Raw genomic sequence first — 22,559 nt, 5'->3', positions numbered from 1 at the left:
AAAGGAAGCCTGTCCGAGGCCGCTTGGGGGGTTCTTGAGCTCGGCACGACCTCGGATCCAAGGTTCCGCCAAGCGCCGACTCCGCCGACTCCGCCGACGGACGACGACGACGGCCCGTGGTCAGGCGAGCAGTGATCGAGCCTGCGCCGCGACCGTGCGCATCCCCCGACCGTCCGCGGCCGCGGCGACGGCGGCCAGCTCCCGGGCGCGTTCGGGCGACTGCGGGACCAGCTGCGCGCGCAGCAACCTGCATCGCAGCAACGTCGGCACACCGGCGCCGTGGTGCGCGATCCGCTCCGCCTCGTCGAGGAGGGCCGATGCCCGCTCCGTGTCCCCGAGCAGCGCGTGCAGACGTGCGGACGCCTCCGCCACCGCACCGACGACCCCGACCTGCCCCACGGTCGCGATCCGGTCCGTGAACGGGGCGAGGAGTCCGAGGAAATGGTCGGCGTACTCGGTCAGGGCCAGATCGGCGACGACATGCGCGAGCAGAGTCTGGTGTCCCAGCGTGGTCCACACGTCCGGTCCCGTCGCCTGGGTCCAGTGCGCGATGCCGTCGGCCGCCGCCGGCCGGTCCCCCCTCGCCGCCGCGATCGCGATGCTCCACGCCGCCGGTTCGACGAAGCCGGGCGTGGCGTCCGCGAGCGCACCCAGCTCCCACTTCAGGGTGTTCTGTGCGAGGTCACCGCTGCCCGCGGTGTACAGCTCGGTCTGCAGGTGGATCTGCCGTGCCGTGTCGTACTGCCGTGCGGTCCGTTCGAAGTCGCCGCGCCACTCCGCGAGCGTGCCCTCCATCCATCGCAGTTGGACCCGGACCACCGGCAGACGCAACAGGTCGCACCCGATGATGCCCTGACGCACGTGTGCGGCGGCGGCCTCGGTGTTCGCGAGATTCATCTGGGTCATGCTCGCGACCGTGTGCACGATGACGTCGTCGACCCGGGACTGCTGGTGCGGCAGCTCGAGAAGTTCGGTCAGCAGGTCGACCGATTCCCGGCCGTGCCGCGCCACCCCCGAGAAGAGCAGGATCCGACCCAGCAGGGCATCGGCGATCACATCCGGGTCCCCCTGGGCGCGAGCCAGTTCGAGCGCGCGGCGGCTCATGCCTTCGGGCACCGTGGAATCCGGGTGGTAGCAGCTTCCGACGGCGAGCGCGGACAGCACCCGGGAGTGCGCGACGGGATCGGACACGACGAACGGTTCCAGTGCGGCGAGGCGTTCGAGCAGTGGCCCGGGATCGCGGCCGTACGACACCCACGGCCATCCGCCGGCGGCACGCAGGAGTGCGGCCGCCAGTCGTCCCGCGCCCGAGGTACGTCCTTCGCGCAGCGCGTCGAGCAGGCCGGCGCCCACGACGTCGAGAACGGTCTGTCCGCGGCCGGCGCGGGCCAGCGCCTCCACCCTGGCCACCAGCAGGTCGTCACGATCGTCGGGCGACTGTTCCGCCGCGGGCAGCTGATCGAAGATCTGCACGGCGGTCTCCCACCAGTGTGCGGCGGTCTCCGAACTCCATCGCTCGGTGGCCTCCCGGGCCGCGACGGTGCACGCGTCGAGCACCTCGTGCGGATCCACCAACGGCAGTGCGGCGCAGAGATGTTGGGCACGTCGGCTAGAGCGGTCCGGATCGGAGGAGTCCGCCAGGATCTCGGCGACCCGGGCGTGAACCCGCTGACGTCGCAACGCGGGCATGGCCTCGAGCACCTCGTGTCGCAGCAGTCCGTGCGCGAAGACGTACCCCCGCGCGCCGGGCGCGGTCACGATGATTCGTTCGTCCGCCGCCTCGTCGAGATAGTCGGCCAGGGTGTCCAGGTCGAGGCGGGACGCCGCGGCCAGGAGATCGATCTCGATCGCGTCGCCGAGCACCGCCGCGACTCGGAGCACCTGCAGCACAGCAGGTTCCACTGCGGCGAGCCGTCGGCCCAGAACCGACCGGACGGCGACCGGGATCCCGTCGCCGAGGCGCTCGTCCCGCGGCAACCGGGCGTACTCCGAGACGAACAGCGGGTTGCCCCCGGTCCGGTCCGTCAGGATCCGCGCCTCGTCCGGACCGATTCGCTCGCCGGCGACGTGGCAGGCCAGCTCCTCGACCTCGCTCGGCTCCAGTGGTGACACCGCGACCTGCCGGTTGCCCTCCCCGCGCAGCACCGCATCGACGAGTGTGCCGACGTCGGTGCCGATGCCGGTGTCGCGCAGCGTCAACACGAACCACACCGGGAGGCGGCGGAGCGCCCCCACCAGATACGCCAGGCACCGCAGCGACGTCGGGTCGGCCCACTGGATGTCGTCGACGACGACGGTCAGCGCGGGTTTGCCCGCGACCGCGGCCTCGATCACCTCCAGCACCCGCTCGTACACGGCGAATCGAGCCTCGTCCGGGTCGACGTCGGTCGGCGGAATCAACACCGCGTCCGCGTCGCCGCCGAGTTCCCGCACCAGTCGGCGGATCGGCCACCAGGCCGGCGCGCCGTCGTCCTCCGGGCACCGCGCCCACACCGCGGCCCCGTCCACTGCCGTCGTCCGCGCGGCACACTCCTCGGCCACCCGCGTCTTCCCGATCCCGGCCGGGCCGGTGAGCGCCAGCCACCGCGTCGACCCGCCGATGACGTCGTCGAGCATCCGATCGATCACGAGGGTTTCGCTTTCGCGCCCGACGAACACGCGACCCGTCTCCCTCTCGGCGGCGCCGCCGCCCGGCGCGGGCGTGTCGGAGTTCGCGGACGGGGACACGGGAAGCGGAACCTGCTCCGCCCCGGTCCATCCCGGTGTCCGCGGCCATGCCGCGAGACCCGGATCGTGGCGCAGGATCGCGCCCTGGAGTGCGCGCAGCTCGGTCCCCGGCACGAGGCCCAATTCGGTGTCGAGCCGCTCGGCGTGCGACCGGAACCACTCCAGCGCCTCCGGCGACCTGCCCGCCCGGTGCAGGGCGAGCATCCGGAGCCAGCAGGTGCGGTCGCGGTACGGGAACTCGGTGCACAGTTGGGCGGCCTCGACGAGTGAGGGCGGTACCCGCCCCAGGGCGAGCAGGGCGGTGATCCGGGTCTCCCGGCACTCGGTCCGCACCTCGTCGAAGCCGGCGGCCTCCACCTGAACCCAGGGCTCGTCGGCGAGGTCCTCGAGCAACGGTCCCCGGATAGACGCGAGTGCCCGGTCCGCGGTCTTCAGCGCGGGCTCCCACTCACCGTCCTCGGCGAGACGCCGCGCTTCCTCGGCATCGTCGAGGAAGGTCACCAGATCGACCTCGTCGGCCGAGACGTCGAGGACGTAACCCGGTGGCTGCCGCACGATCGGCGACGTGGCTTCGGTCGAGGTGCGGAGCACCCGCCGCAGGTTGGAGATGTAGGCCTGGATGCTGGCCATCGCACTCGCGGGTGCGTCGTCGCCCCAGAGGGCGTCGATCAGGCGGGCGGTGGACACCACCCGGCCCCGACTGAGCAGCAGCACCGCGAGCACCGCGCGTTGCTTGCGCGGCCCGAGGTCGAGAACCCGATCGCCGCAGTCGCTTCGACCTACCTCCAGCGGTCCGAGCAGCCGATAGATCATGCGTACCCCCGCGTCTGTCGGCTCCGGACGGCTCGAGTTTAGGGACCGGGGGGCATGGGTGTGCGACAAAACGGTCATCGAAGCGCGGACACGACCTCACGACCACCGTCGGAGTCCAGCCGCGGGGAACGCCGTGCCGGCAGTGTCGCCGCGCAGACCAGCGCGCCCGCGGCCGCAATGAGCGCGGCGACCATCAGGGCCTGGTGCAGTCCCGAGACGAACTCCTCCGGCGATCCCCCGCCCAGCATCGACTGCGCGGGCAGGAACACGCCGAGGCCGGCCACACCCACTGCAATGCCGGTCTGGCGGAACGCGTCGTTGATGCCCGCGGCCAATCCCACGTGGTCGGCCGTGCTCTCGCCGAGCACCAGTCCGCTCATGACCGGGTTGAACACCCCGGCGCCGACACACGCGACGAGGAATCCGGGCAGGATGGCGTACTTCGAGCTGGTCACGTCCACGACGGTCATCATCACCAGACCGGCGGCCACGAGCATCAGCGAGCAGGTCAGCGTGACCGACGCGGGGATGCGTCCGTCGAGTTTCGCGGTGGCACCCGCGACGACGAACATGGCGACCGTTGCCGGCAGGTACACCAGTCCTGCCGCGACGGGCGAGAGGTGCAGGATGCTCTGCAGGTAGATCGTGGTGTAGACGAACACCGCGAACAGCGACGCCGAGATCGCGAAGGCGGCTGTCTGCGCGCCCGCGAACGCTCGGTTCGCGAGCAGCTGCGGCGGCAGCATCGGCTCGCGGGCGCGCAGTTCGTATCCGACGAATCCGACGAGCGCGGCGGCGCCGACGACCAGGGCGATCACCGGCACCGGCTCGGTCCATCCGGCCTCGTTGCCGCGGAGCAGCCCGAGGACGAGAGCCCCCAGCCCGAGGCAGACGAGGATCTGTCCGATGACGTCGGCGCCGCGCGGATTCTGATCCCGTGATTCCGGCACCCACCGGAGCGTGACGGCGAGGGTGAGCAGTCCGATCGGAACGTTGATCAAGAAGATGGCACGCCAGTGCACCATCTCGGTCAGAAGCCCGCCCACCAGCGGCCCGATCGCGAACGCGCCGCCGATCGTGGCGCCGTACGCGGCCAGCGCAGTCGCGCGCGCCGGCCCCTTCTCGAACACGTCGGCGAGCAGCGCGAGCGAGCAGGCGAACAGCAAGGCGGCCCCGACACCCTGTGCGGTGCGCGCGAGGTCGAGGACCCAGATGTTCGGCGCCAGCGCGCAGAGCAGGGAGGTGAGCGTGAACGCCGCGATTCCGACCAGGAACACGTGGCGCCGTCCGCGACGATCCGCCCACGAACCCGCGCTGAGCACCACGGTCGCCAACGCGAGGGTGTACGCGTCGACGACCCACTGCAGTCCGCTGACACCCGTGTCCAGGTCGGTCGCGATCGACGGCAGGGCGGTGTTGACCACGGCGATGTCGAGCATCAACATCGCCGTGGTCACACACACCACGGTCAGGGTCGCGCGCCGCGTGGCCGCGCTCTTCGGAATTGTCTCGACTGGCATGGGCCGTCCTCGGGGTGTCGTAGGAGAAGCGCGATGTGCTCGCACCGGTCCACCGTGCGCCCGCACGCTTGGCTCGCATCGGGCGAAATCCTTGGAGCCGACCGCGGGCACGAGCCGACGACGCGGGCCCAGGCGCTTGCGACGCCGAACCGTGTCGGGGTCCGGTGCCACACTCGCCGGACCACCGACTCCGGGAGACGCCGATGCCCACCTCTCGAACGCTCGGGGCGCTGACCCTGATCGCCCTGATCGGCGCCCTGCTGGCCGGTTGCGCGGTCGTGCCCGACCGCTCCGAACCCGGCCCGGCACCGGGCAGTCCCACGCGCGCTCAGCTCGAATCACTCCTCGGCGCCGTCCGCGTCGTCGACTCCCGCACCAAGGCCGGTGGTTACGAGCGCGGGTGCGGATCCGGCCAGGGCTGCGTCTTCGGCCCCGCGTGGTCCGACGACCAGGACGGCCCCGGCGGACACGACGGCTGCGACACCCGAAACAACGTGCTCGCCAAGGACCTCACGGACGTCCGATTCAAGCCGGGCACCCGGGACTGCGTCGTCGTGTCCGGGACCCTGGCGGATCCGTACTCGGGGCGCACCCTGAGCTTCAGCCGCAGCGACGCGAAGGCGGTGCAGATCGACCACGTGATCCCGCTCGCCGCCGCCTGGGACCTCGGCGCCGCGCGCTGGCCGCCCGACAGACGCCGGGTCTTCGCCAACGACGTCACCTTCAATCTGCTTGCGGTCGACGGCCCCGACAACCAGGCGAAGGGCGACTCGACTCCCGCGGACTGGCTGCCGCCGAATTCCGCCTACCACTGCTTCTACGCGGGGAAGTACCTCACCGCCGCGGCCCGCTACGGGCTGCCGATCACCGCCGCGGACCGCGGCACCCTCGGGCGAATCGCCGCGACATGCGCCTGACCGCGCCCCGCACCTGGACCGCCGGCTGCACCGGCGATAGCGTCGACCCGTGCACCGGACCATCAGCAGGGACAGCATCAACAGGGACACCACACTGTGCATCTCCCTGTCCGGGCGGCCGTCGAACATCGGCACCCGGTTCCACAACTTCCTCTACGAGGAACTCGGCCTCGACTTCCTGTACAAGGCGTTCACCACGACCGACCTGCCCGGCGCGATCGCGGGCGTCCGCGCGCTCGGGGTGCGCGGCTGCGGCGTCTCGATGCCGTTCAAGGAGGCCTGCATCGAGTTCGTGGACGTGATGCACGAGTCGGCGGCGGCGATCTCCTCGGTGAACACCATCGTGAACGAGTCGGGCACGCTGCACGCCTACAACACCGACTACGAGGCGGTCGCCCGCCTGCTGACCGAGCACGACGTCCCGGCGGAGTTCGACGTGGCGGTCGCGGGGAGCGGCGGGATGGCGAAGGCGGTCGTCGCGGCACTGCGGGACAACGGCTTCCGCTCGGTGACCGTGGTGGCCCGCAACCCGGCGACCGGTGCCGCCCTCGCCGAGCAGTACGGCTTCACCTGGCGCGCCCAGCTCGGCGATCTGCGACCTCGACTGCTGGTGAATACCACCCCGATCGGAATGGCCGGCGGAGCCGGGGCGGGGATGGCGGGCGGGCCCGAGGAGGGGCGGTCGCCGTTCGACACCGACGCGATCGGCCGGTCCGAGGTGGTGTTCGACGTGGTCGCGATGCCCCCCGACACCCCGCTGATCCGGGCCGCCACCGCGGCGGGCAAGCGGACGATCACCGGGGCCGAGGTGATCGCGTTGCAGGCGGCCGCCCAGTTCGCGCTGTACACCGGCGTCACCCCGTCCGCCGATCAGGTGCGCCGGGCCTCGGAGTACTCGCGGGGCTGACCGGACCAACGCCGCGAAATCTCTTTGCCACAGCGACTTCCGGCGAGCAACAGCGCAGCTTCTACGGCGTCGGTCCGGTCGCGGCCGGCCGCTGCGGGTCGTTCGACCACTGCGACCAGGAGCCCGGGTACAGCGCCGCCTCGAACCCGGCGACGGCGAGGGCGGCTATCTCGTGCGTGGCCGACACCCCGGACCCGCAGTACACCGCCACCGGCGTCGATCTGGGGACACCGAGCGCGGCGAATCGCCGTCGCAGCGCCTCGACGTCGACGAACCGTCCCGAGTCGTCGAGATTGTCGGTGGTCGGCGCGCTGACGGCCCCGGGGATGTGCCCGGCCCGCGGGTCGACCGGTTCGACCTCGCCGCGGTAGCGTTCGCCGGCCCTGGCGTCGAGCAGGACGCCGCCGCGCGGCCAGTCGGCGGCATCGTCGATCTCGATCACGGGCAGGTGCCCCTCGCCGAGCAGTACGTCTCCCCGGTCGGGAACCCGACCGCTGCCGGACTCGACGGCGAGACCCGCCGCCGTCCACGCGGCGACCCCACCGTCGAGCATCCGGACGTCGGCGACGCCCGACCAGCGCAGCAGCCACCAGGCGCGCGCCGCGGCGGTGTTCCCGGTGGCGTCGTAGACCACCACCGAGTCGCCGTCGCGAATTCCCCAGCGCCGGGCGCTCTCCTGCAACGCGGCCGTCGCCGGCAGCGGATGCCGACCGCGTTGCGGGTCGGGCGGCGCGGCGAGTTCGGACTCGAGGTCGACGTACACCGCCCCCGGAATGTGCGCCCGCTCGTAGTGTGCGCGTCCGTCCGGATCCCCCAGGGCCCAGCGCACGTCGAGCAGCACCGGCGGCCGCGCGGAGCCCAGCCGCTCGGCGAGGTCGTCGACGGTGGTCAGGACACTCAGTTCCGCGCGCAGCAGCGCCGCCATCGGCTCGTCGAAGGCGACGAAGACGACCCGTTCGACGTTCGTGCGAGCGCCGCGGACCGCGGTCACCGCCTGGTGCACCGCGTCCCGGCGCGGCCAGCCGTACACACCGGCCGAGATCAACGGGAACGCGACCGTCCGCGCACCGAGTTCGTCCGCGACGGCGAGGCTTCGCGTGTACGCCGAACGCAGCACCGCCGAGCGATCCTCCCCCTGGGAGTACACCGGGCCGACGGTGTGAATGACCCAGCGGGCGGGCATGTTCCCCGCGGTCGTCGGAACGGCGTCACCCGCGGGCAACCCGTCCGGCAGGGTCGTCGCGCGCAGTCGACGGCACTCGTCGAGGATTCGTGGGCCGCCGGCCCGGTGGATCGCACCGTCGACTCCCCCGCCGCCGAGCAACGCCGAGTTCGCCGCATTCACGATCGCGTCGGCCTCGAATGTGGTGATGTCGCCGCGAATTACGTCGATTGCCGCCATCGGCTCACCGTACCTGCGGCGGGGCGGCCCGGATCAGCTCGTCGGTGTGGTCGACGCCGGCACCGCGGGCGTCGGCCCGGTCGCCGCCAGCCGGTAGACGTGGTCCGGGGAGATGACCTGGGTGATGGCCGTCGCGAGCATGGTGCTCGGTTCGGATCCCTCGTACGCGATGTCGGTGTTGGTCATGATGGCGAGGGTGGTCTGCTGTTCCGGCAGGTAGACCGTGACGGTCTGGTATCCGGGCAGGCTGCCGTTATGCCCGATCCACCCCTCGGCGTTGAAGATGCCCAGGCCGTACCCGACGCCCGGGGCGTATCCGGGAGCGCTCACCGTCTCGAGCCGCTGCGCCTGCGTCGCGGGCGTGAGCAGGGTGCCGGTCGCCAGCGCGGGCCCCCAGATGTGCAGGTCGTCGAGCGTCGAGATCATCGCTCCGGCCGCCCATCCCCAGGACGGGTCCCAGTCGGTGGTGGTGGCTTCCTTACCGTCGGCGGTCTGCACGGTGTAGCCCTGCGCGTGCGGATCGGGGAAGGCGTTGTTCGTCGGGAAGACCGTCTTGTCCATGTGCAGCGGCGCGAGGATCTTCTGCTGCACGTAGTCCGGGAGCGGCAACCCGCTGACCTTCTCCACCACGAGTCCCAGCAGCGTGTAGTTGGTGTTGCAGTACTGGAATCCCTGGCCCGGCGGGAAGGTCGGCGGCTGCGCGAACGCGTAGTCGAGGAGTTGCTGCGGGGTGAACGGCGCGCGGGGATTCGCGAAGAACGCCTTCTGGAATTCCGGGCTCTCCGAGTAGTTGGCCAGCCCGCTCTGCATCCGGGCGAGTTCCCGGATGGTGATCTGGTCGCCGTTCGGGACGCCGTCGACGTACTTCGAGATCGGGTCGTCGAGACCCACCTTGCCCTCGTCGACGAGCTGCAGCACACCGGTGGCCGTGAACGTCTTGGTGAGACTGCCGATCCGGCTGTAGAAGTCGGTCTGCATCGGCGCGCGGGTCTGCTTGTCCGCCACACCGAACGCCTTCACGTAGGTGCCGCCGGGACCCCAGATCCCGACGATCGTGCCCGGCACCGCGGTCTGCGTCATGGCGGCCTCGATGGCGGCGTCGAGGCGTTGCGCGACTCCGGGATCCATCGGCGCACCGTTCTCCGCGCTCGCGGACGGCGAACCCGAGGGCGCCGAACTGCTCGAGGTCGACGTCGAATTGCTCGAGCACCCCGCCGCTATCAGCGCGGTGACGGCCACGGCCGCAACCAACCCTCGCCGTCGGTGCCTCTTGGTCACGGTCATCGCGGACATGGCCCGCTCCCATCGTCGACGAGGGTTTGCCTGGCAACCTACTCCTCGCCGGTACCGCCCGCGGCGCTTTCCCGGACCGGCTCGTGGGCCCGCTCCCTGCCGTCTCGTTTCGGCGAGCGCCGCGGACCGGGCGGAACTTCGCTACCGTTTCCCTGTGCGTCCTCGACGACGCGTCGTCTGACAAGGGGTCAATCATGCTGGGATTGAGCATCATCGGATGGATCGTCATCGGCGGCCTGGCCGGCTGGATCGGCAGCAAGATCATGGGCACGGACGCACAACAGGGAATCCCCATGAACATCGTCGTCGGCGTGGTGGGCGGCCTGCTCGGCGGCTTCCTGCTCCGCCTGTTCGGGGTGAACGTGAGCGAGGGCGGCTGGATCTTCAGCTTCCTCACCTGCCTGCTCGGCGCGGTGATCCTGCTGTTCGTGGTCAAGAAGGTCCGCACCTGACCCTCCCAACTAGGGTCTGGCCATGACCGCAGAATCGACGCCCGCTGCCGCCGACTACCCCGTGCTGTGGCCGGTGCCGACGCGATGGTCGGACAACGACCATTACGGCCACGTCAACAACGTCACCTACTACTCGTACTTCGACACCGCGGTGAACGCCTTCCTCATCGCCGAGTCCGGGGTCGACATTCGCGACCTGCCCGCGATCGGCGTGGTGGCCGAGACCTCCTGCCGCTATCTGCGTGAACTCAGCTTCCCCGATCAACTTCGGGTCGGCCTGTCGGTGGAACGCCTCGGCACCCGCAGCATCGTCTACTCGCCGGCCATCTTCCGCGAGGGCCCCGACGGCGTCCTCGAACCGGCGGCGACGGGGCGGTTCGTGCACGTGTACGTGGACGCGCGAACCCGCAGGCCGGTGCCGATTCCCGAGGAGATCAGGACCGCGGCCGCCGCGCTGGTCCGCCCGTCCTGAGCGACGGAGTCCCGCGCTAGCGCAGTCCGGCCTCGTCCGCGACGAGCATCGCCCTGGCCACGATGTCGTCGATGATCTTGGTCGAGGGTCCGCCCACCGCGGCGGTGTTCCTCGGGTCCTCGGTCGTGCGGCGAAGCACCCCCTCGGCGATGATCGCGAGCTTCCACAGTGCCAGCGCGTGCCAGAACCCGACCGCTCCCGGATCGCGGTGGGTCTCGTCGAAGTAGGCCCGTGCCAGCTCGTCCCGCGTCGGAAAACCGTCAAGCGTCGAGGCGACGAACGGCCCCTGCACCTCGTCGTCGGCCTGCGACCAGTACGCGAGCAACGCGCCGACGTCGGCGAGCGGGTCGCCCAGCGTGCACAGCTCCCAGTCGACCACCGCGACCACCCGTCCGTCCTCACGGGAGGTGATGACATTGCTCAGGTGGAAGTCGCCGTGCACGAGGGTGAGTTCACGCTGCTCGGGGACCGAACGAGCGAGCAGCGCGGCCAGTTCCTCCACCGCGGGCACATCCCGCGTCTTCGACTTCTCCCACTGCCCCGACCATCGCTTGAGCTGCCGTTCGGCGAACGGCGAGTGGCTCGCCAGGTCCTCGAGCGCGGCCAGCTCCAGATCCACCCGGTGGATGCTCGCCAGCGCCGCCGGCATCGACAGTCCGGTGGCGCGACGCCGTTCGGGGGTCAGTTCCTTGGCCACTCCGATGCTGTCGATCACCACCCCGTCCACGAAGCTCATCAGCATCAGCGGCGCGTCGGTGACGGCCGGATCCTCTGTCAGCGCAAGCGCTTTCGGAACCGGAACACCGGTGCCCTGCAGCGCGGACAGGATGCGGTACTCGCGCGCGACATCGTGCGCCGACGCCAGCAGGCGCCCGAGCGGCGGCCTCCGCAGCACCCACTGCCCGCCGCCCGCGTCCGCGACGAGGAAGGTCAGATTGGACTGCCCGTTGCCGATCCGCTTGAAGGTCAGCGGGGCCACCGCGCCGACCCCCAGGTCCGCGATCCACGCGGACACCGCCTGCTCGTCCAGACCCACTGCGTTGTTCATGCGGACCATCCTCCCGGTTGGCAGCCTGTACGGCGGCGGTAGCGTTCGTCCCGGCCGCACAGGCGCGGCGCAGAGCCCGACCTCCACTCAGGAGATGCTAGTGCCTCGTGCTCGAAGTCCATTGATGGTTGCCGGGAATCCACGTGGATGCATCGGAAGGCGGAGGAATCCCAGGTAGCGGTGTTCTACCCGGGATTCCGACAACGCAGCGAGGCGCCGCGTGGGCCCCGGCAACCGCGAGAAGACTTCGGGTGCGGGGCACCAGATCCCGGACGCCCTGGCGACCGTGCAGATGCGAGTATCGCCGGCGCCGACGACGAGGCCGACCCGCGATCCGTCCGAGGGCAGTGGTCGCCGGATGCCGTTGGCCAACCGCCCTTCTCGACGCGTCTACGAGGAACTGCCGCCCGCCAGTGGGGACTCGACCGCGTCGAACTGCAATGTGGCCTCGGCCCGGTCCCCACCGGGCGGAGCGTAGGTGAAGGTGGCCAGGTATCGCCCGGCCTCGTGGACCGGGGTCGCCGCGGTCGCCACGCCGAACGTGAGCGGCATGGTCACGGTGTGTGCATCGCCGCCCGGTTCGGTCACCGTCAGGATCACGGGCGTGCTCGCATCGGCGCCGGTGGGGATCGGACCGACCGAGACCCCGAGGGTCACCAGGTTGTGGGCGTAGACGGTTCCGATCGGCGGAATGGTGGAGATGCGGTACGTGGTGGCGGCAGTCGCGGTGGGCGCGAGGGCCAGGACCGCGGACCCCGTCAGCGCGGCCGCGGTCAGGATCGCTCGGGCAAACTTCATCTGCACTCCCTGTTGTCGACGAGGTCTCACAACGTGGTCAAGCCCACCCAGGGTAGGGCAGGCCCGACGGAACACGGCCGAGTTCCACCGCGTGTCCGGACGGCGAATCCGACGGCGGATGCAATCGGTCGCCATGTGCGCAAAGATGAGGAATGGCGACTTCGAGCGTCATGGACGTGCACGCGTTGCCGCATCCGCCGCACCGACTGCCGGTGCTCGGCGACCTGATAGCGGCAGATCCGTCGAGACCCGCCCAGAACCTGACCGCGCAGTCCCGCACCCTCGGTCCGCTCTTCGAGACGAAGATCTTCAACCAGCATCTGATCGTCGCGTCCGGCACCGACGTGTACGCCGAACTCGGCGACGACAAGCGCTTCGACAAGCACGTGGGTTTCAGCATCGCCGCCATCCGGGAACGAGTCGGCGACGCCCTCTTCAGTGCCTACACCACCGAGCCGAACTGGACGGCCGCGCACAACATCCTGATGCCCGCCTTCACGCTGGCCGCGATGAAGAACTACCACGCGACGATGCTCGAGACCGACCGCGAACTGCTCGCGTACTGGGACGAACGGTCCGCACTCGGCCCCGTCGACGTGCACGCCGACACCAGCAAGCTGACCCTCGAGACCATCGCCCGGATCGGATTCGGCTACCACTTCGGTTCGTTCACCTCGGCCGCACCCGACCCCTACGCCACCGCGGTCACCCGGGCGTTCGCCTTCGTCGGACGCGGTGGCTTCCGGATCCCGGTGCGCTGGCTGAACAGCATCGTCCACTTTCGGGAGGTCCGGCAGAACGAAGCGGACGTCGCCTACATCCGGCAGGTGGTCGACGACGTCGTCCGCGCCCGCCGGGCCGATCCGGATGACCGGCACGAGGATCTGCTCGCGCTCATGCTCACCACCGCCGACCCGGAGTCGGGGCGACGGCTGAGCGACGAGAACGTGCGCAATCAGGTGATCACCTTCCTCAACGCCGGTCACGAGACCACCTCGGGGACCCTGTCGTTCGCGCTGCACCTGCTCGCCACCCATCCCGAGGTCGCGGCCCGGGCCCGTGCCGAACTCGACGCAATCTGGCCCGCCGGAACCGATCCCGACCCGCCGTTCGGCGACGTCCACAAGCTCAGGTACCTTCGCCGAGTCGTCGACGAGACCCTGCGACTGTGGCCGATCGCGCCGGGCTACTTCCGGGAGCCGAAGCGGGACACCACCCTCGGCGGGTACCCGGTCCGGCGCGGGCAAGCGATCCTCGCGCTCACCCTGGCGGTGCAGCGGGATCCGGTGTGGGGTGCCGATCCGGAGACGTTCGATCCCGACCGTTTCGTGCCCGAGCGTGCCCGCACCCGTCCGCCCGGGATCTACAAGCCGTTCGGCACCGGCCTGCGCTCGTGCATCGGCCGGCAACTCGCGCTGCACGAGACCGTGCTCGCGCTCGCGCTGATCCTGCGCCGCTACGACCTCGTGCCCGAGCCCGGCTACCAGCTCGAGGTGGCCGAGGAGTTCACCCTCAAGCCGGCGAACCTGCGGCTCGGGCTGGTCCGTCGGTGACCGACGCGGGCACATCCGAACGGCCTGCTCACGCAGTACCCTTGGAGTTGGATCCTGTGAACTTCACAGGCACCACCCAGCGCCGCCCGCGGCCCCACGAAGGCCTGCGCCCGGCGCGGTTTCGAGGAGGTCGCGGTGGCCGACAAAATTGCCTACCCGGTCCAGCTCGTCCAGCCGGACGGCCGACGCGTGCACGGGTCCGAGCACGCCGACGCGGTCGCCGACGTCGGGGCGCAGCAACTGCGGGGGATGTACGAGGACATGGTCGTGGTCCGGCGCATCGACGCCGAGGCCACCGCCCTGCAACGGCAGGGCCAGATCGGGATCTGGGTGCCCAGCCTGGGCCAGGAGGCCGCGCAGATCGGCTCCGCCTGGGCGATGCGGCCCGACGACTTCGTCTTCACCAGCTACCGCGAGCACGGCCTGGCCTACTGCCGCGGCGTGGACCTCGCGCAGTGGCCGCGGATGTGGCGCGGTGCGGCGTTGTCCAGCTGGGACCCGTACGAGGTGGGGCTGACCAATCCGGCGATCATCGTGGGCTCCCAGGGACTGCACGCCACCGGCTACGCGATCGGGGCGCACATGGACGGCGCCGAGATCGCGACCTTCGCCTTCTTCGGGGACGGCGCCACCAGCGAGGGCGACCTGTCGGAGGCGCTCGGCTTCGCGGCGACCTACAACGCGGGCGTGGTGTTCTTCTGCCAGAACAACCACTGGGCGATCAGCGAACCGGTGCAGCTGCAGAGCCCGTATCCGCTGGCCGGACGTGCCACCGGATACGGCATCCCGGGTGTCCAGGTGGACGGCAACGACGCCCTCGCCGTGCTCGCGGTGACCCGTACCGCCGCCCGCCGCGCCCGCGAGGGCAGCGGTCCCAGCTTCGTCGAGGCGATCACCTATCGGATGGGTCCGCACACCACCTCCGACGACCCGACCCGCTACCGGACCGGCGCCGAGCTCGAGCTGTGGCGGACCCGCGACCCCATCGACCGCCTGCGGCGACTGCTCGAGCGCGAGGACCACTTCGACGCCGCGTTCGAGTCGCAGGTGAACGACAAGGCCGAGGACGCGGCGGCGGCGTTCCGGGCCGGCACCCTCGCCATCCCCGACCCGGAGCCACTCAGCCTGTTCGAGCACGTGTACACCCGCGAGCATCCGCTGCTCGACGAGGAGCGTGCGGACTTCGCGCGGTATCTGCGAACCTTCGAGGAGGCGCGGCCATGACCACCCTGACACTCGGCGGCGCGCTCAACGCGGGACTGCGGCGGGCCCTCGAACACGATCCGAAGGTGGTGCTGATGGGCGAGGACATCGGCGCGCTCGGCGGTGTCTTCCGCGTCACCGACACCCTGCAGAAGGACTTCGGGGGCGCCCGCGTCGTCGACACCCCGCTCGCCGAGTCCGGCATCGTCGGCACCGCGTTCGGGCTCGCGCTGCGCGGCTACCGGCCGGTGTGCGAGATCCAGTTCGACGGATTCGTCTACCCGGCGTTCGACCAGATCGTCTCCCAGGTCGCGAAGATGCACTACCGCACCCAGGGGCGGGTCCACGTGCCGATGACCATCCGGGTGCCGTTCGGCGGCGGAATCGGTGCGGTCGAACATCATTCGGAGTCCCCGGAGGCCTACTTCGCGCACACCGCGGGGCTGCGGGTGGTCAGCCCGTCCTCCCCCACCGACGCGTTCCACATGATCCAGCAGGCCATCGCCGCGGACGACCCGGTGCTGTTCTTCGAGCCGAAGCGCCGGTACTGGGATCGCGGCGAGGTGGACCTCGACGCGCCACCCGACCTCGACCTGCACCGGGCCCGGGTGGTGACGACGGGCACCGACGCCACGGTGGTGGCCTACGGCCCGATGGTCGCCACCGCGCTGACCGCCGCCACGGTGGCCGAACGGGAGGGGCATTCGGTCGAGGTGATCGACCTGCGCTCGCTCTCCCCCGTCGACTTCGACACCATCGAGGAATCCGTGCGAAAGACCGGACGGCTGGTCGTCGCGCACGAGGCGCCGGTGTTCCTCGGACTGGGCGCCGAGATCGCCGCTCGCATCACCGAGCGCTGCTTCTACCAACTCGAGGCGCCGGTCCTGCGGGTCGGCGGTTTCGCCACCCCCTACCCCGCCGCCAAGCTGGAGAAGTACTTCCTGCCCGACCCGGACCGCATCCTCGACGCGGTCGACAAGACACTCGCCGCCTGAAGGAGGCCGGACGTGACCGACGACGAGGTGCACGAGTTCCGGCTGCCCGACCTCGGTGAGGGCCTGACCGAGGCGGAACTCGTCTCCTGGTCGGTAGCGGTGGGTGAGGCGGTCGCGCTGAATCAGGTGATCGCCGAGGTCGAGACTGCGAAGGCGGTCGTCGAGCTGCCGTCGCCGTACGCCGGCACCGTCCTGGCGCTGCTCGCCGAGCCCGGCGAGGCGGTCGCGGTGGGGGCGCCGCTCATCCGGATCGGCGGACCGGGGTCCGCCGCCGCCCCGGAGTCCGGCGCCCCGGCGACACCGGACGCCGGTGCGCCCGAGCACGGTTCGGTGCTGGTCGGGTACGGCCCGTCGGCCGCGCCGGAGAGCAGGCGCGCCGCCCGTCGGCCCGACGCGAAGCCGGCCGCCCGCAAGCTGGCCCGCGAACTGGGCGTCGACCTCGACGTGGTGCCGGGCACCGGGGCGGCAGGCGCGGTCACCGTCGACGACGTGCGCGCGAGCGTCGCGCCGTCGGACCGCGAGACCCGAACGCCCATTCGCGGCGTCCGCAAGCAGACCGCCGCCGCGGTCACCCGCAGCGCGTTCACCGCACCGCACGTCACCGAGTTCGTCACCGCCGACGTGACCGCCTCGATGGACCTGCTGGCCCGGCTGCACGCCGGCCCCGAGTTCGCCGCGCTCGGGCGGTCGCCGCTGCCGCTGGTCGCGAAGGTGGTGCTGGTCGCGTTGCGCGCGCACCCCGACCTGAACTCGAGCTGGGACGAGGACCGGCAGGAGATCGTCGTCAAGCACTACGTGAACCTCGGCATCGCCACCGCCAGCGACCGCGGCCTGCTCGTCCCGACCGTCCGGGACGCGCACCTGATGAGCCTGGTCGAACTGACCCGGGCCATCGACGAGGTCACCGAGGTCGCGCGGTCGGGCCGGGCCACCCCGTCCGACCTGTCCGGCGGCACCGTCACGATCACCAACGTCGGGATGTTCGGGGTGGATGCCGGGACACCGATCCTCACGCCCGGGGAGGCGGCGATCGTCTGCCTCGGCGCGGTCGCTCGCCGGCCCTGGATCGTCGACGACGAGGTCGTGGCCCGCTGGGTGACCACCCTCGGCCTGTCCTTCGACCACCGGCTGGTCGACGGCGAGCAGGCCTCGCGATTCCTCGCCGACGTCGCGGCGATACTCACCGACCCGCTCACTCTCCTCGCCCGGGCCTGACGCGGCTCCGCCGCCCGTGCGCGATCGGTATCCCGGTCGGGGTGGAATTCGCGCACAGTCGGCGAAGCCGATAGGAAGGACGGGTGTCCGTTTCCACTGTTGTCGAACCCGTCCGTCTCCGCCGAGCACGCGCCGCCGTCTTCGGCATCTTCGCGGTCAACGGGTTCCTGCTGGCGGCCTGGGTCGTGCACATCCCGTCGATCTCCGACCGCACCGGCATCAGCCACGCCACCCTCGGCTGGCTGCTCCTGGTCCTGGCCGCCGCCGCCCTCGTCGGCATGCAGATCGCGGGACCGCTCGCCGACCGCTGGGGCAGCCGCCGGATGGTGCTGGCCGCGGGTGCGCTCATCTCGGCGGGGGTGATCGGGCCGGCCCTCGCGACCGATGCCGTCGGTCTCGCGGCGGCCCTGGCCGTGTTCGGCCTCGGCAACGGCGCCCTCGACGTGTCGATGAACTCGCAGGCGGTGCACGCCGAGCGGGCGTACGGACGGCCGATCATGTCGGCGTTCCACGCCCTGTTCTCCGTCGGCGGGGTGGTCGGGTCGCTGCTCGGCGCCGCGACGCTGGCCGCCGGGTGGTCGCCGCTGACCGCGCTGGCGGGAGCATCGGCGATCGGCTTCGTGACGGTCGCGGGGTGCGGCCCGGCACTGCTGCCGCACCGGGCGCACGAGCACGACGCGAGGTCCGAGTCGTCCGGTCGCGGGGGCCGCGCCGGTGTCCGCACGGTGCTCACGCTCGGCGCGATCGCGTTCGCCCTGTTCCTCGCCGAGGGCGCGGCGAACGACTGGAGCACGCTGCAGGTCAAGGAGCATCTGGGCACCTCGGACGCGACCGCGGCGCTCGCGTTCGGCGCCTTCGCGGTGATGATGACGGTCGGGCGGTTCGCCGCGGACCCGATCAGTGCGGCCTTCGGTCCGGTCGCGGTGGTGCGCTACGGCACCCTGATCGCGGCGGCCGGACTGGCGACGGTGATCGGGTCGAGCTGGGTGGGGTTGACGCTGGTCGGGTGGGCGGTGTTCGGGCTCGGGCTGTCGGGTTGCATCCCGCAGATCTTCACCGCCGCCGGCAACCTCGCGGTCGGTGCGCCCGGGGTCAACATGTCGCGGGTGGTCGGGATGGGCTACGTCGGACTGCTCGCCGGTCCGGCCCTGCTCGGCTGGTTGACGAGCCTGATGCCGCTCACCGCGACACTGGTGGTGCCGTTGGCCTTGGTGCTGGTGGCGTCACGCTGTGCCGGCGTGGTGCGCCCCGCCGAATCCGGTGAACTCGACTGAGCACCGGCGATCTCAGGCAATTCGATCTCCCGGGCTCCGCACCGGGGTAGCTTCGTGCCGCGCACAAGAGCATTCATCACACAGAGGAGCCGCAGCGTGGGCAGTATCTACGAAATCGATCCCGTCGCCAGGTTGATCGCACTGATCACCACCGCGTTGATCCCGACCGGCAGCGTCATCACCTAGCGAGGCACGAGACGACGAAGGCGCCCTTCCCCGTTCGAATCCGGGAAGGGCGCCTTCGTCCGCTGACGCTAGAGGGCCTTGAGTTCCTCGGTGACCTCGGAGACCATCTTCTTGGCGTCGCCGAACAGCATCGAGGTCTGGTCGGCGGTGAACAGCGGGTTGTCGATGCCGGCGTAGCCGGAGGACATGGACCGCTTGAGCACGATGACGGACTTCGACTGGTCGACGTTGAGGATCGGCATGCCGTAGATCGGGCTGGACGAATCCTGACGCGCGGCCGGGTTGGTGACGTCGTTGGCGCCGATGACGATGGTGACATCGGTGCGAGAGAACTCGCCGTTGATGTCGTCCATCTCCTTCATCGCGTCGTATTCGACGTCGGCCTCGGCGAGCAGCACGTTCATGTGCCCGGGCATGCGGCCGGCGACCGGGTGGATCGCGTACTTGACCTCGACACCACGCTCCTCGAGCATGCTCGCCATCTCCTTGACCGCGTGCTGCGCCTGCGCGACGGCCAGACCGTAGCCCGGCACGACGATCACCTGGTTGGCGTACGCCATCTGAATCGCCGCATCGGAGGCGGAAGTGGCCTTGACGGTGCCGCCCGCGGCGGTGCTGGCCGCGCCACCGGCGTCGCCGCCGCCGAACGAGCCGAACACGATCGCCGGGATGGACCGGTTCATCGCCTTGGCCATCAGGTTGGTCAGGATGGTGCCGGACGCGCCGACGATCATGCCGGCCACGATCATCGCCTGGTTGTTGAGCGCCAGACCGGCGGCCGCGGCAGACAGGCCGGTGAGCGCGTTGAGCAGCGAGATGACGACGGGCATGTCGGCGCCGCCGATCGGCAGCACCACGAACAGGCCCATCAGACCGGCGACGACGAGCAGCGCGACGATCCAGATCGCCGAGGTCGGCTCGTTGACCGGGTCCGCCTTGATACCGATGTAGACGGCGATGCCGATGGCGGCGATCGCGAGAATGATGTTCGCGAGCTGGAACAGCTTCGCGGAGGCGACGACCTTCTTCTCGAAGTTCTTGTTCAGCAGTTCCTGCAGCTTGGAGAACGCCACCAGCGAACCCCAGAACGAGACGGAACCGATGATCGCCGCGAACAGCGAGCCGACGATGAACGGCACCGAGGGCACCGCCTCAACCGTGGTGAAGCCGTCGGAGTTGAGGAACTCGGCCCACGCGATGAGCGCGACGGTGCCACCGCCGACGCCGTTGAACAGCGCGACCAGCTGCGGCATCGCCGTCATCTTCGTCTTCAGCGCCGGCGGCACACCGAGCACGACGCCGACGAGCAGGCCGCCGACGATCAGGCCCCAGTTGTCGGTGTCGCGGATGTCGATGAGCACCGCGATCACGGCGACGAGCATGCCCATCGCGGCGATGTAGTTGCCGCGCACCGCGGTCTTCGGGCCGGTCAGGCCGGACAGACCGTAGATGAACATCGAGAACGCGACGATGTACAGGATCGTGACGAGGTAGCCCATCAGGCGTCAGCCCCCTTCTTCTCGACGACCTTCTGGGCGTCCTTCTTGGGCTTGAACATCGCGAGCATGCGGTCGGTGACGACGAAGCCGCCGACGACGTTCAGGGTGCCGAACACCAGCGCGACGAACAGGATGATCTTGATGCTCCACGGCGCGTCGCCCGGCAGGTGCCCGAGGACGACGAGCGCACCGAGCACGACGATGCCGTGGATGGCGTTGGTGCCCGACATCAGCGGCGTGTGCAGCGTGTTGGGGACCTTGGAGATGACGGCGAAGCCGACGAACCCGGCCAGGACCAGGATCGCGATGTTCGCCAGCAGTTCGTTGTACATCAGGCGTTCGCCTCCGCACGGGTCACGCAGGCGGCAGCGAGGATCTCGTCGTCGAAATCGGGCGCGAGCGCTCCGTTGTCGTCGATCATCAGCTCGATGACGGCCTGCAGGTTCTTCGAGTACAGCTCGGAGGCGTGCTCCGGCATCGTCGCGGGCAGGTTCAGCGGGGAGCAGATCGTCACGCCGTGCTTGACGACGTTCCGGCCGGGCTCGGTCAGCTCGCAGTTGCCACCGGTCTCGCCGGCGAGGTCCACGACCACACTGCCGGGCTTCATGCCCTGCACGGCGGCGGCGGTGACCAGGCGCGGCGCCGGACGGCCCGGAACCAGCGCGGTCGTGATGACCACGTCGAAGCCCTTGATCGCGTCCTCGAGCGCCTGCTGCTGCTGCGCCCGCTCGTCGTCGGTGAGTTCGCGGGCGTAGCCGCCCTCACCGGCGGCGTCGATGCCGAGGTCGAGCCACTGGGCACCGACCGAGCGGACCTGGTCGGCGACCTCGGGACGCACGTCGTAGCCGGTGGTCCGGCCACCGAGCCGCTTGGCCGTGGCCAGGGCCTGCAGGCCGGCGACACCGACACCGAGGACCAGCACGGTGGCCGGCTTCACGGTGCCCGCGGCGGTGGTGAGCATCGGGAAGTACCGGGTGGACTCCGACGCGGCCAGCACGACGGACTTGTAGCCGGCGACGTTGGCCTGCGACGACAACGCGTCCATCACCTGGGCGCGGGAGATCCGCGGGATCGCCTCTACGGCGTACGCCTCCACACCGGCGTCCGCGAGCGCGGCGATGCCGGACTCGTTGGTGCGCGGAGCGAGGAACCCGATCAGCTTCTGGCCGGAGCGCAGCCGGGCGGTCTCCTCGGCGTTCGGGGCCGCGACCTTGAGGACGACGTCCGCAGACCAGGCGTCACCGATGGTCGCGCCCGCCTCCTTGTACAGGTCGTCGGGGATCAGCGCCCCGAGCCCCGCACCGGACTCGACGACGACGTCGACGCCCTTGCCGACGAGGGTGGCGACGGTTTTCGGGACGAGCGCGACCCGCCGCTCGCCGTCGTTCGTTTCCCGAACGACGCCGACGGTCGGGCGCGCCTGTGGCGAACTCTGCGTTGTGTCCAACTGTTTACTTCCTGAGGTAGACGGTGACCGGGCCGCGACGGATGGCAGCCCGCGTGCGACAAGCGGAAGATGACCCAGCACGCACGAGGTAGCCAATGCTAGCCAGACCTACGGCTCCGAAGGGAAGCACAATCCCACTGAACGCTCTCTGAATCGAATCCGAACAGGGACCTATCGGGCGAATCCGGCAACGAAACATGACCTGCGTCACATCACGTAGCCTGAGAACAGCGACGGAGCGGAGGTGCTGATGAGTAGCCAGACCACCCCGACGATCACGGTCGAACGCGTCTACGACCATCCCGAGTCCGAGCCCGGGACCGCCCGGATCTTCGTCGACCGACTGTGGCCGCGCGGGGTCCGCAAGGACGACTTCCACTACGACGACTGGGCGAAGGACCTGGCTCCGTCGACCGAACTGCGGCACTGGTACAGCCACGACGTCTCCCAGTTCCGGGAGTTCCGGGCCCGCTACCGCGCGGAACTCGAGTCCGACGCGGGCCGCGAGGCGCTCGCGCGGGTGCTGGCCCTCGCCCACGGCCGGGCCATCGTGCTGCTGACCGCGACCCGCGACGTCGAGCACAGCAACGCCGACGTGCTCGCCGAGTTCCTCCAGGAGATCGCGTGAAGGCAGGAGCGGAGCCTGCGGAGCGACCAGACCACGAGCACGACCTCGGCGGCGATGCGGCGTGCTGGCTGGACCGGGTGTGCCCGGACTGCGGCGCCTTCCTCCCGGACGGCCCCGACCACGGCTGCCCGCGATGCGCGCTGCCCGCGGCACCCGAACACGCCCACACCGATACCGATACCCCGGACGCTCGGACCCTCCGGCCCTAGA

General features: G+C 70.5%; 20 protein-coding genes and 1 pseudogene. 11 read left to right on the top strand and 10 right to left on the bottom strand.

Annotated elements, in window-relative coordinates; all coding sequences use genetic code 11:
• Positions 1-120 precede the first annotated feature (120 nt).
• Both ACFVH2_RS19445 and ACFVH2_RS19440 read right to left on the bottom strand, forming a co-directional pair.
• Positions 121-3,540, bottom strand: a complete 3,420-nt coding sequence (locus ACFVH2_RS19445) for a BTAD domain-containing putative transcriptional regulator (RefSeq protein ID WP_378427156.1) — start codon at positions 3,538-3,540, stop codon at positions 121-123.
• 74 nt (positions 3,541-3,614) lie between these two features.
• Positions 3,615-5,060, bottom strand: coding sequence for an MFS transporter (locus ACFVH2_RS19440; protein WP_378427158.1), 1,446 nt, complete (start codon positions 5,058-5,060; stop codon positions 3,615-3,617).
• A gap of 203 nt (positions 5,061-5,263) precedes the next feature.
• On the opposite strand from ACFVH2_RS19440, the gene ACFVH2_RS19435 reads away from it, so the two are divergent.
• Together ACFVH2_RS19435 and ACFVH2_RS19430 are read left to right on the top strand one after the other, a co-directional pair.
• A complete protein-coding gene (locus ACFVH2_RS19435) occupies positions 5,264-5,977 on the top strand; it encodes an HNH endonuclease family protein (protein ID WP_378427160.1) in 714 nt (237 codons plus the stop codon).
• Positions 5,978-6,026: 49 nt separating this feature from the next.
• Positions 6,027-6,884: a shikimate 5-dehydrogenase gene (locus ACFVH2_RS19430; RefSeq protein WP_378427162.1), complete on the top strand. Its 858-nt coding sequence runs from the start codon at positions 6,027-6,029 to the stop codon at positions 6,882-6,884.
• Between the two features lie 61 nt (positions 6,885-6,945).
• On the opposite strand, the gene ACFVH2_RS19425 is transcribed toward ACFVH2_RS19430, so the two are convergent.
• The 3 genes and pseudogenes from ACFVH2_RS19425 to ACFVH2_RS19415 all read right to left on the bottom strand — a co-directional run bounded on the left by ACFVH2_RS19425 (position 6,946) and on the right by ACFVH2_RS19415 (position 9,579).
• Positions 6,946-7,809 (bottom strand): sulfurtransferase, encoded by an 864-nt coding sequence (locus ACFVH2_RS19425; protein ID WP_378427275.1) that lies wholly within the window; start codon positions 7,807-7,809, stop codon positions 6,946-6,948.
• Positions 7,795-8,286: pseudogene (locus ACFVH2_RS19420) on the bottom strand (O-acetyl-ADP-ribose deacetylase); the annotation flags it as partial. The pseudogene ACFVH2_RS19420 and the gene ACFVH2_RS19425, both read right to left, overlap by 15 nt.
• Before the next feature lie 33 nt (positions 8,287-8,319).
• Complete coding sequence (locus tag ACFVH2_RS19415; protein ID WP_378427164.1) at positions 8,320-9,579, bottom strand: serine hydrolase domain-containing protein; 1,260 nt, start codon at positions 9,577-9,579, stop codon at positions 8,320-8,322.
• Positions 9,580-9,773: 194 nt separating this feature from the next.
• Between ACFVH2_RS19415 and ACFVH2_RS19410 the strand changes: the two genes are divergently transcribed.
• Positions 9,774-10,031, top strand: coding sequence for a GlsB/YeaQ/YmgE family stress response membrane protein (locus ACFVH2_RS19410; protein WP_378427166.1), 258 nt, complete (start codon positions 9,774-9,776; stop codon positions 10,029-10,031).
• A gap of 22 nt (positions 10,032-10,053) precedes the next feature.
• Positions 10,054-10,503, top strand: coding sequence for an acyl-CoA thioesterase (locus ACFVH2_RS19405; RefSeq protein ID WP_378427168.1), 450 nt, complete (start codon positions 10,054-10,056; stop codon positions 10,501-10,503).
• Between the two features lie 16 nt (positions 10,504-10,519).
• Here ACFVH2_RS19405 and ACFVH2_RS19400 read toward each other — a convergent pair whose 3' ends face one another.
• Positions 10,520-11,551, bottom strand: a complete 1,032-nt coding sequence (locus tag ACFVH2_RS19400; protein ID WP_378427170.1) for a phosphotransferase family protein — start codon at positions 11,549-11,551, stop codon at positions 10,520-10,522.
• Between the two features lie 390 nt (positions 11,552-11,941).
• The gene (locus ACFVH2_RS19395; protein WP_378427172.1) at positions 11,942-12,349 is read right to left on the bottom strand and encodes a hypothetical protein; all 408 of its coding nucleotides are present in this window, start codon (positions 12,347-12,349) and stop codon (positions 11,942-11,944) included.
• 152 nt (positions 12,350-12,501) lie between these two features.
• Between ACFVH2_RS19395 and ACFVH2_RS19390 the strand changes: the two genes are divergently transcribed.
• From ACFVH2_RS19390 to ACFVH2_RS19370, 5 genes are all read left to right on the top strand, one after another.
• Entirely contained in the window at positions 12,502-13,902 is a 1,401-nt protein-coding gene (locus tag ACFVH2_RS19390; protein ID WP_378427174.1) for a cytochrome P450, read from the top strand.
• A 135-nt stretch (positions 13,903-14,037) separates the two neighbouring features.
• Complete coding sequence (gene pdhA, locus ACFVH2_RS19385) at positions 14,038-15,126, top strand: pyruvate dehydrogenase (acetyl-transferring) E1 component subunit alpha (protein ID WP_378427175.1); 1,089 nt, start codon at positions 14,038-14,040, stop codon at positions 15,124-15,126.
• Positions 15,123-16,100, top strand: a complete 978-nt coding sequence (locus ACFVH2_RS19380) for an alpha-ketoacid dehydrogenase subunit beta (protein ID WP_378427177.1) — start codon at positions 15,123-15,125, stop codon at positions 16,098-16,100. Before pdhA ends, ACFVH2_RS19380 begins: the two co-directional genes overlap by 4 nt.
• 12 nt (positions 16,101-16,112) lie before the next feature.
• Positions 16,113-17,315, top strand: coding sequence for a dihydrolipoamide acetyltransferase family protein (locus ACFVH2_RS19375; protein ID WP_378427179.1), 1,203 nt, complete (start codon positions 16,113-16,115; stop codon positions 17,313-17,315).
• A gap of 83 nt (positions 17,316-17,398) precedes the next feature.
• Complete coding sequence (locus tag ACFVH2_RS19370) at positions 17,399-18,589, top strand: MFS transporter (RefSeq protein WP_378427181.1); 1,191 nt, start codon at positions 17,399-17,401, stop codon at positions 18,587-18,589.
• 254 nt (positions 18,590-18,843) lie between these two features.
• Here the strand turns inward: ACFVH2_RS19370 and ACFVH2_RS19365 are convergent, their stop codons facing one another.
• The 3 genes from ACFVH2_RS19365 to ACFVH2_RS19355 are packed head-to-tail and all read right to left on the bottom strand — an operon-like array spanning position 18,844 to position 21,721.
• Positions 18,844-20,274 (bottom strand): NAD(P)(+) transhydrogenase (Re/Si-specific) subunit beta, encoded by a 1,431-nt coding sequence (locus ACFVH2_RS19365; RefSeq protein ID WP_378427183.1) that lies wholly within the window; start codon positions 20,272-20,274, stop codon positions 18,844-18,846.
• Positions 20,274-20,606 (bottom strand): NAD(P) transhydrogenase subunit alpha, encoded by a 333-nt coding sequence (locus ACFVH2_RS19360; RefSeq protein ID WP_378427185.1) that lies wholly within the window; start codon positions 20,604-20,606, stop codon positions 20,274-20,276. Before ACFVH2_RS19360 ends, ACFVH2_RS19365 begins: the two co-directional genes overlap by 1 nt.
• Positions 20,606-21,721: a Re/Si-specific NAD(P)(+) transhydrogenase subunit alpha gene (locus ACFVH2_RS19355; RefSeq protein WP_378427187.1), complete on the bottom strand. Its 1,116-nt coding sequence runs from the start codon at positions 21,719-21,721 to the stop codon at positions 20,606-20,608. Before ACFVH2_RS19355 ends, ACFVH2_RS19360 begins: the two co-directional genes overlap by 1 nt.
• Positions 21,722-21,971: 250 nt before the next feature.
• Between ACFVH2_RS19355 and ACFVH2_RS19350 the strand changes: the two genes are divergently transcribed.
• Both ACFVH2_RS19350 and ACFVH2_RS19345 read left to right on the top strand, forming a co-directional pair.
• Complete coding sequence (locus tag ACFVH2_RS19350; protein ID WP_378427189.1) at positions 21,972-22,349, top strand: DUF488 domain-containing protein; 378 nt, start codon at positions 21,972-21,974, stop codon at positions 22,347-22,349.
• Positions 22,346-22,558 carry a hypothetical protein gene (locus ACFVH2_RS19345; protein ID WP_378427191.1) on the top strand — a complete coding sequence of 71 codons (213 nt, stop codon included), beginning with the start codon at positions 22,346-22,348 and terminating at the stop codon, positions 22,556-22,558. The genes ACFVH2_RS19350 and ACFVH2_RS19345 overlap by 4 nt, the downstream gene beginning before the upstream one ends.
• Position 22,559 lies beyond the last annotated feature (1 nt).

It is taken from the genome of Rhodococcus sp. NPDC127527, from assembly GCF_042672245.1.
Lineage (GTDB): Bacteria > Actinomycetota > Actinomycetes > Mycobacteriales > Mycobacteriaceae > Rhodococcus_G.
This window is presented reverse-complemented; position numbering and strand designations above follow the sequence as displayed.

What these genes read in the sequence shown, in the direction of transcription:
- ACFVH2_RS19415 (WP_378427164.1), bottom strand. Translation starts at nt 9,579, where the DNA reads ATGTCCGCGATGACCGTGACCAAGAGGCACCGACGGCGAGGGTTGGTT.
- ACFVH2_RS19425 (WP_378427275.1), bottom strand. Translation starts at nt 7,809, where the DNA reads ATGGCGGCGCTGCTGCGCGCGGAACTGAGTGTCCTGACCACCGTCGAC.
- ACFVH2_RS19405 (WP_378427168.1), top strand. Translation starts at nt 10,054, where the DNA reads ATGACCGCAGAATCGACGCCCGCTGCCGCCGACTACCCCGTGCTGTGG.
- ACFVH2_RS19360 (WP_378427185.1), bottom strand. Translation starts at nt 20,606, where the DNA reads ATGTACAACGAACTGCTGGCGAACATCGCGATCCTGGTCCTGGCCGGG.
- ACFVH2_RS19400 (WP_378427170.1), bottom strand. Translation starts at nt 11,551, where the DNA reads ATGAACAACGCAGTGGGTCTGGACGAGCAGGCGGTGTCCGCGTGGATC.
- ACFVH2_RS19410 (WP_378427166.1), top strand. Translation starts at nt 9,774, where the DNA reads ATGCTGGGATTGAGCATCATCGGATGGATCGTCATCGGCGGCCTGGCC.
- ACFVH2_RS19350 (WP_378427189.1), top strand. Translation starts at nt 21,972, where the DNA reads ATGAGTAGCCAGACCACCCCGACGATCACGGTCGAACGCGTCTACGAC.
- ACFVH2_RS19390 (WP_378427174.1), top strand. Translation starts at nt 12,502, where the DNA reads ATGGCGACTTCGAGCGTCATGGACGTGCACGCGTTGCCGCATCCGCCG.
- ACFVH2_RS19395 (WP_378427172.1), bottom strand. Translation starts at nt 12,349, where the DNA reads ATGAAGTTTGCCCGAGCGATCCTGACCGCGGCCGCGCTGACGGGGTCC.
- ACFVH2_RS19380 (WP_378427177.1), top strand. Translation starts at nt 15,123, where the DNA reads ATGACCACCCTGACACTCGGCGGCGCGCTCAACGCGGGACTGCGGCGG.
- ACFVH2_RS19435 (WP_378427160.1), top strand. Translation starts at nt 5,264, where the DNA reads ATGCCCACCTCTCGAACGCTCGGGGCGCTGACCCTGATCGCCCTGATC.
- ACFVH2_RS19365 (WP_378427183.1), bottom strand. Translation starts at nt 20,274, where the DNA reads ATGGGCTACCTCGTCACGATCCTGTACATCGTCGCGTTCTCGATGTTC.
- ACFVH2_RS19440 (WP_378427158.1), bottom strand. Translation starts at nt 5,060, where the DNA reads ATGCCAGTCGAGACAATTCCGAAGAGCGCGGCCACGCGGCGCGCGACC.
- ACFVH2_RS19445 (WP_378427156.1), bottom strand. Translation starts at nt 3,540, where the DNA reads ATGATCTATCGGCTGCTCGGACCGCTGGAGGTAGGTCGAAGCGACTGC.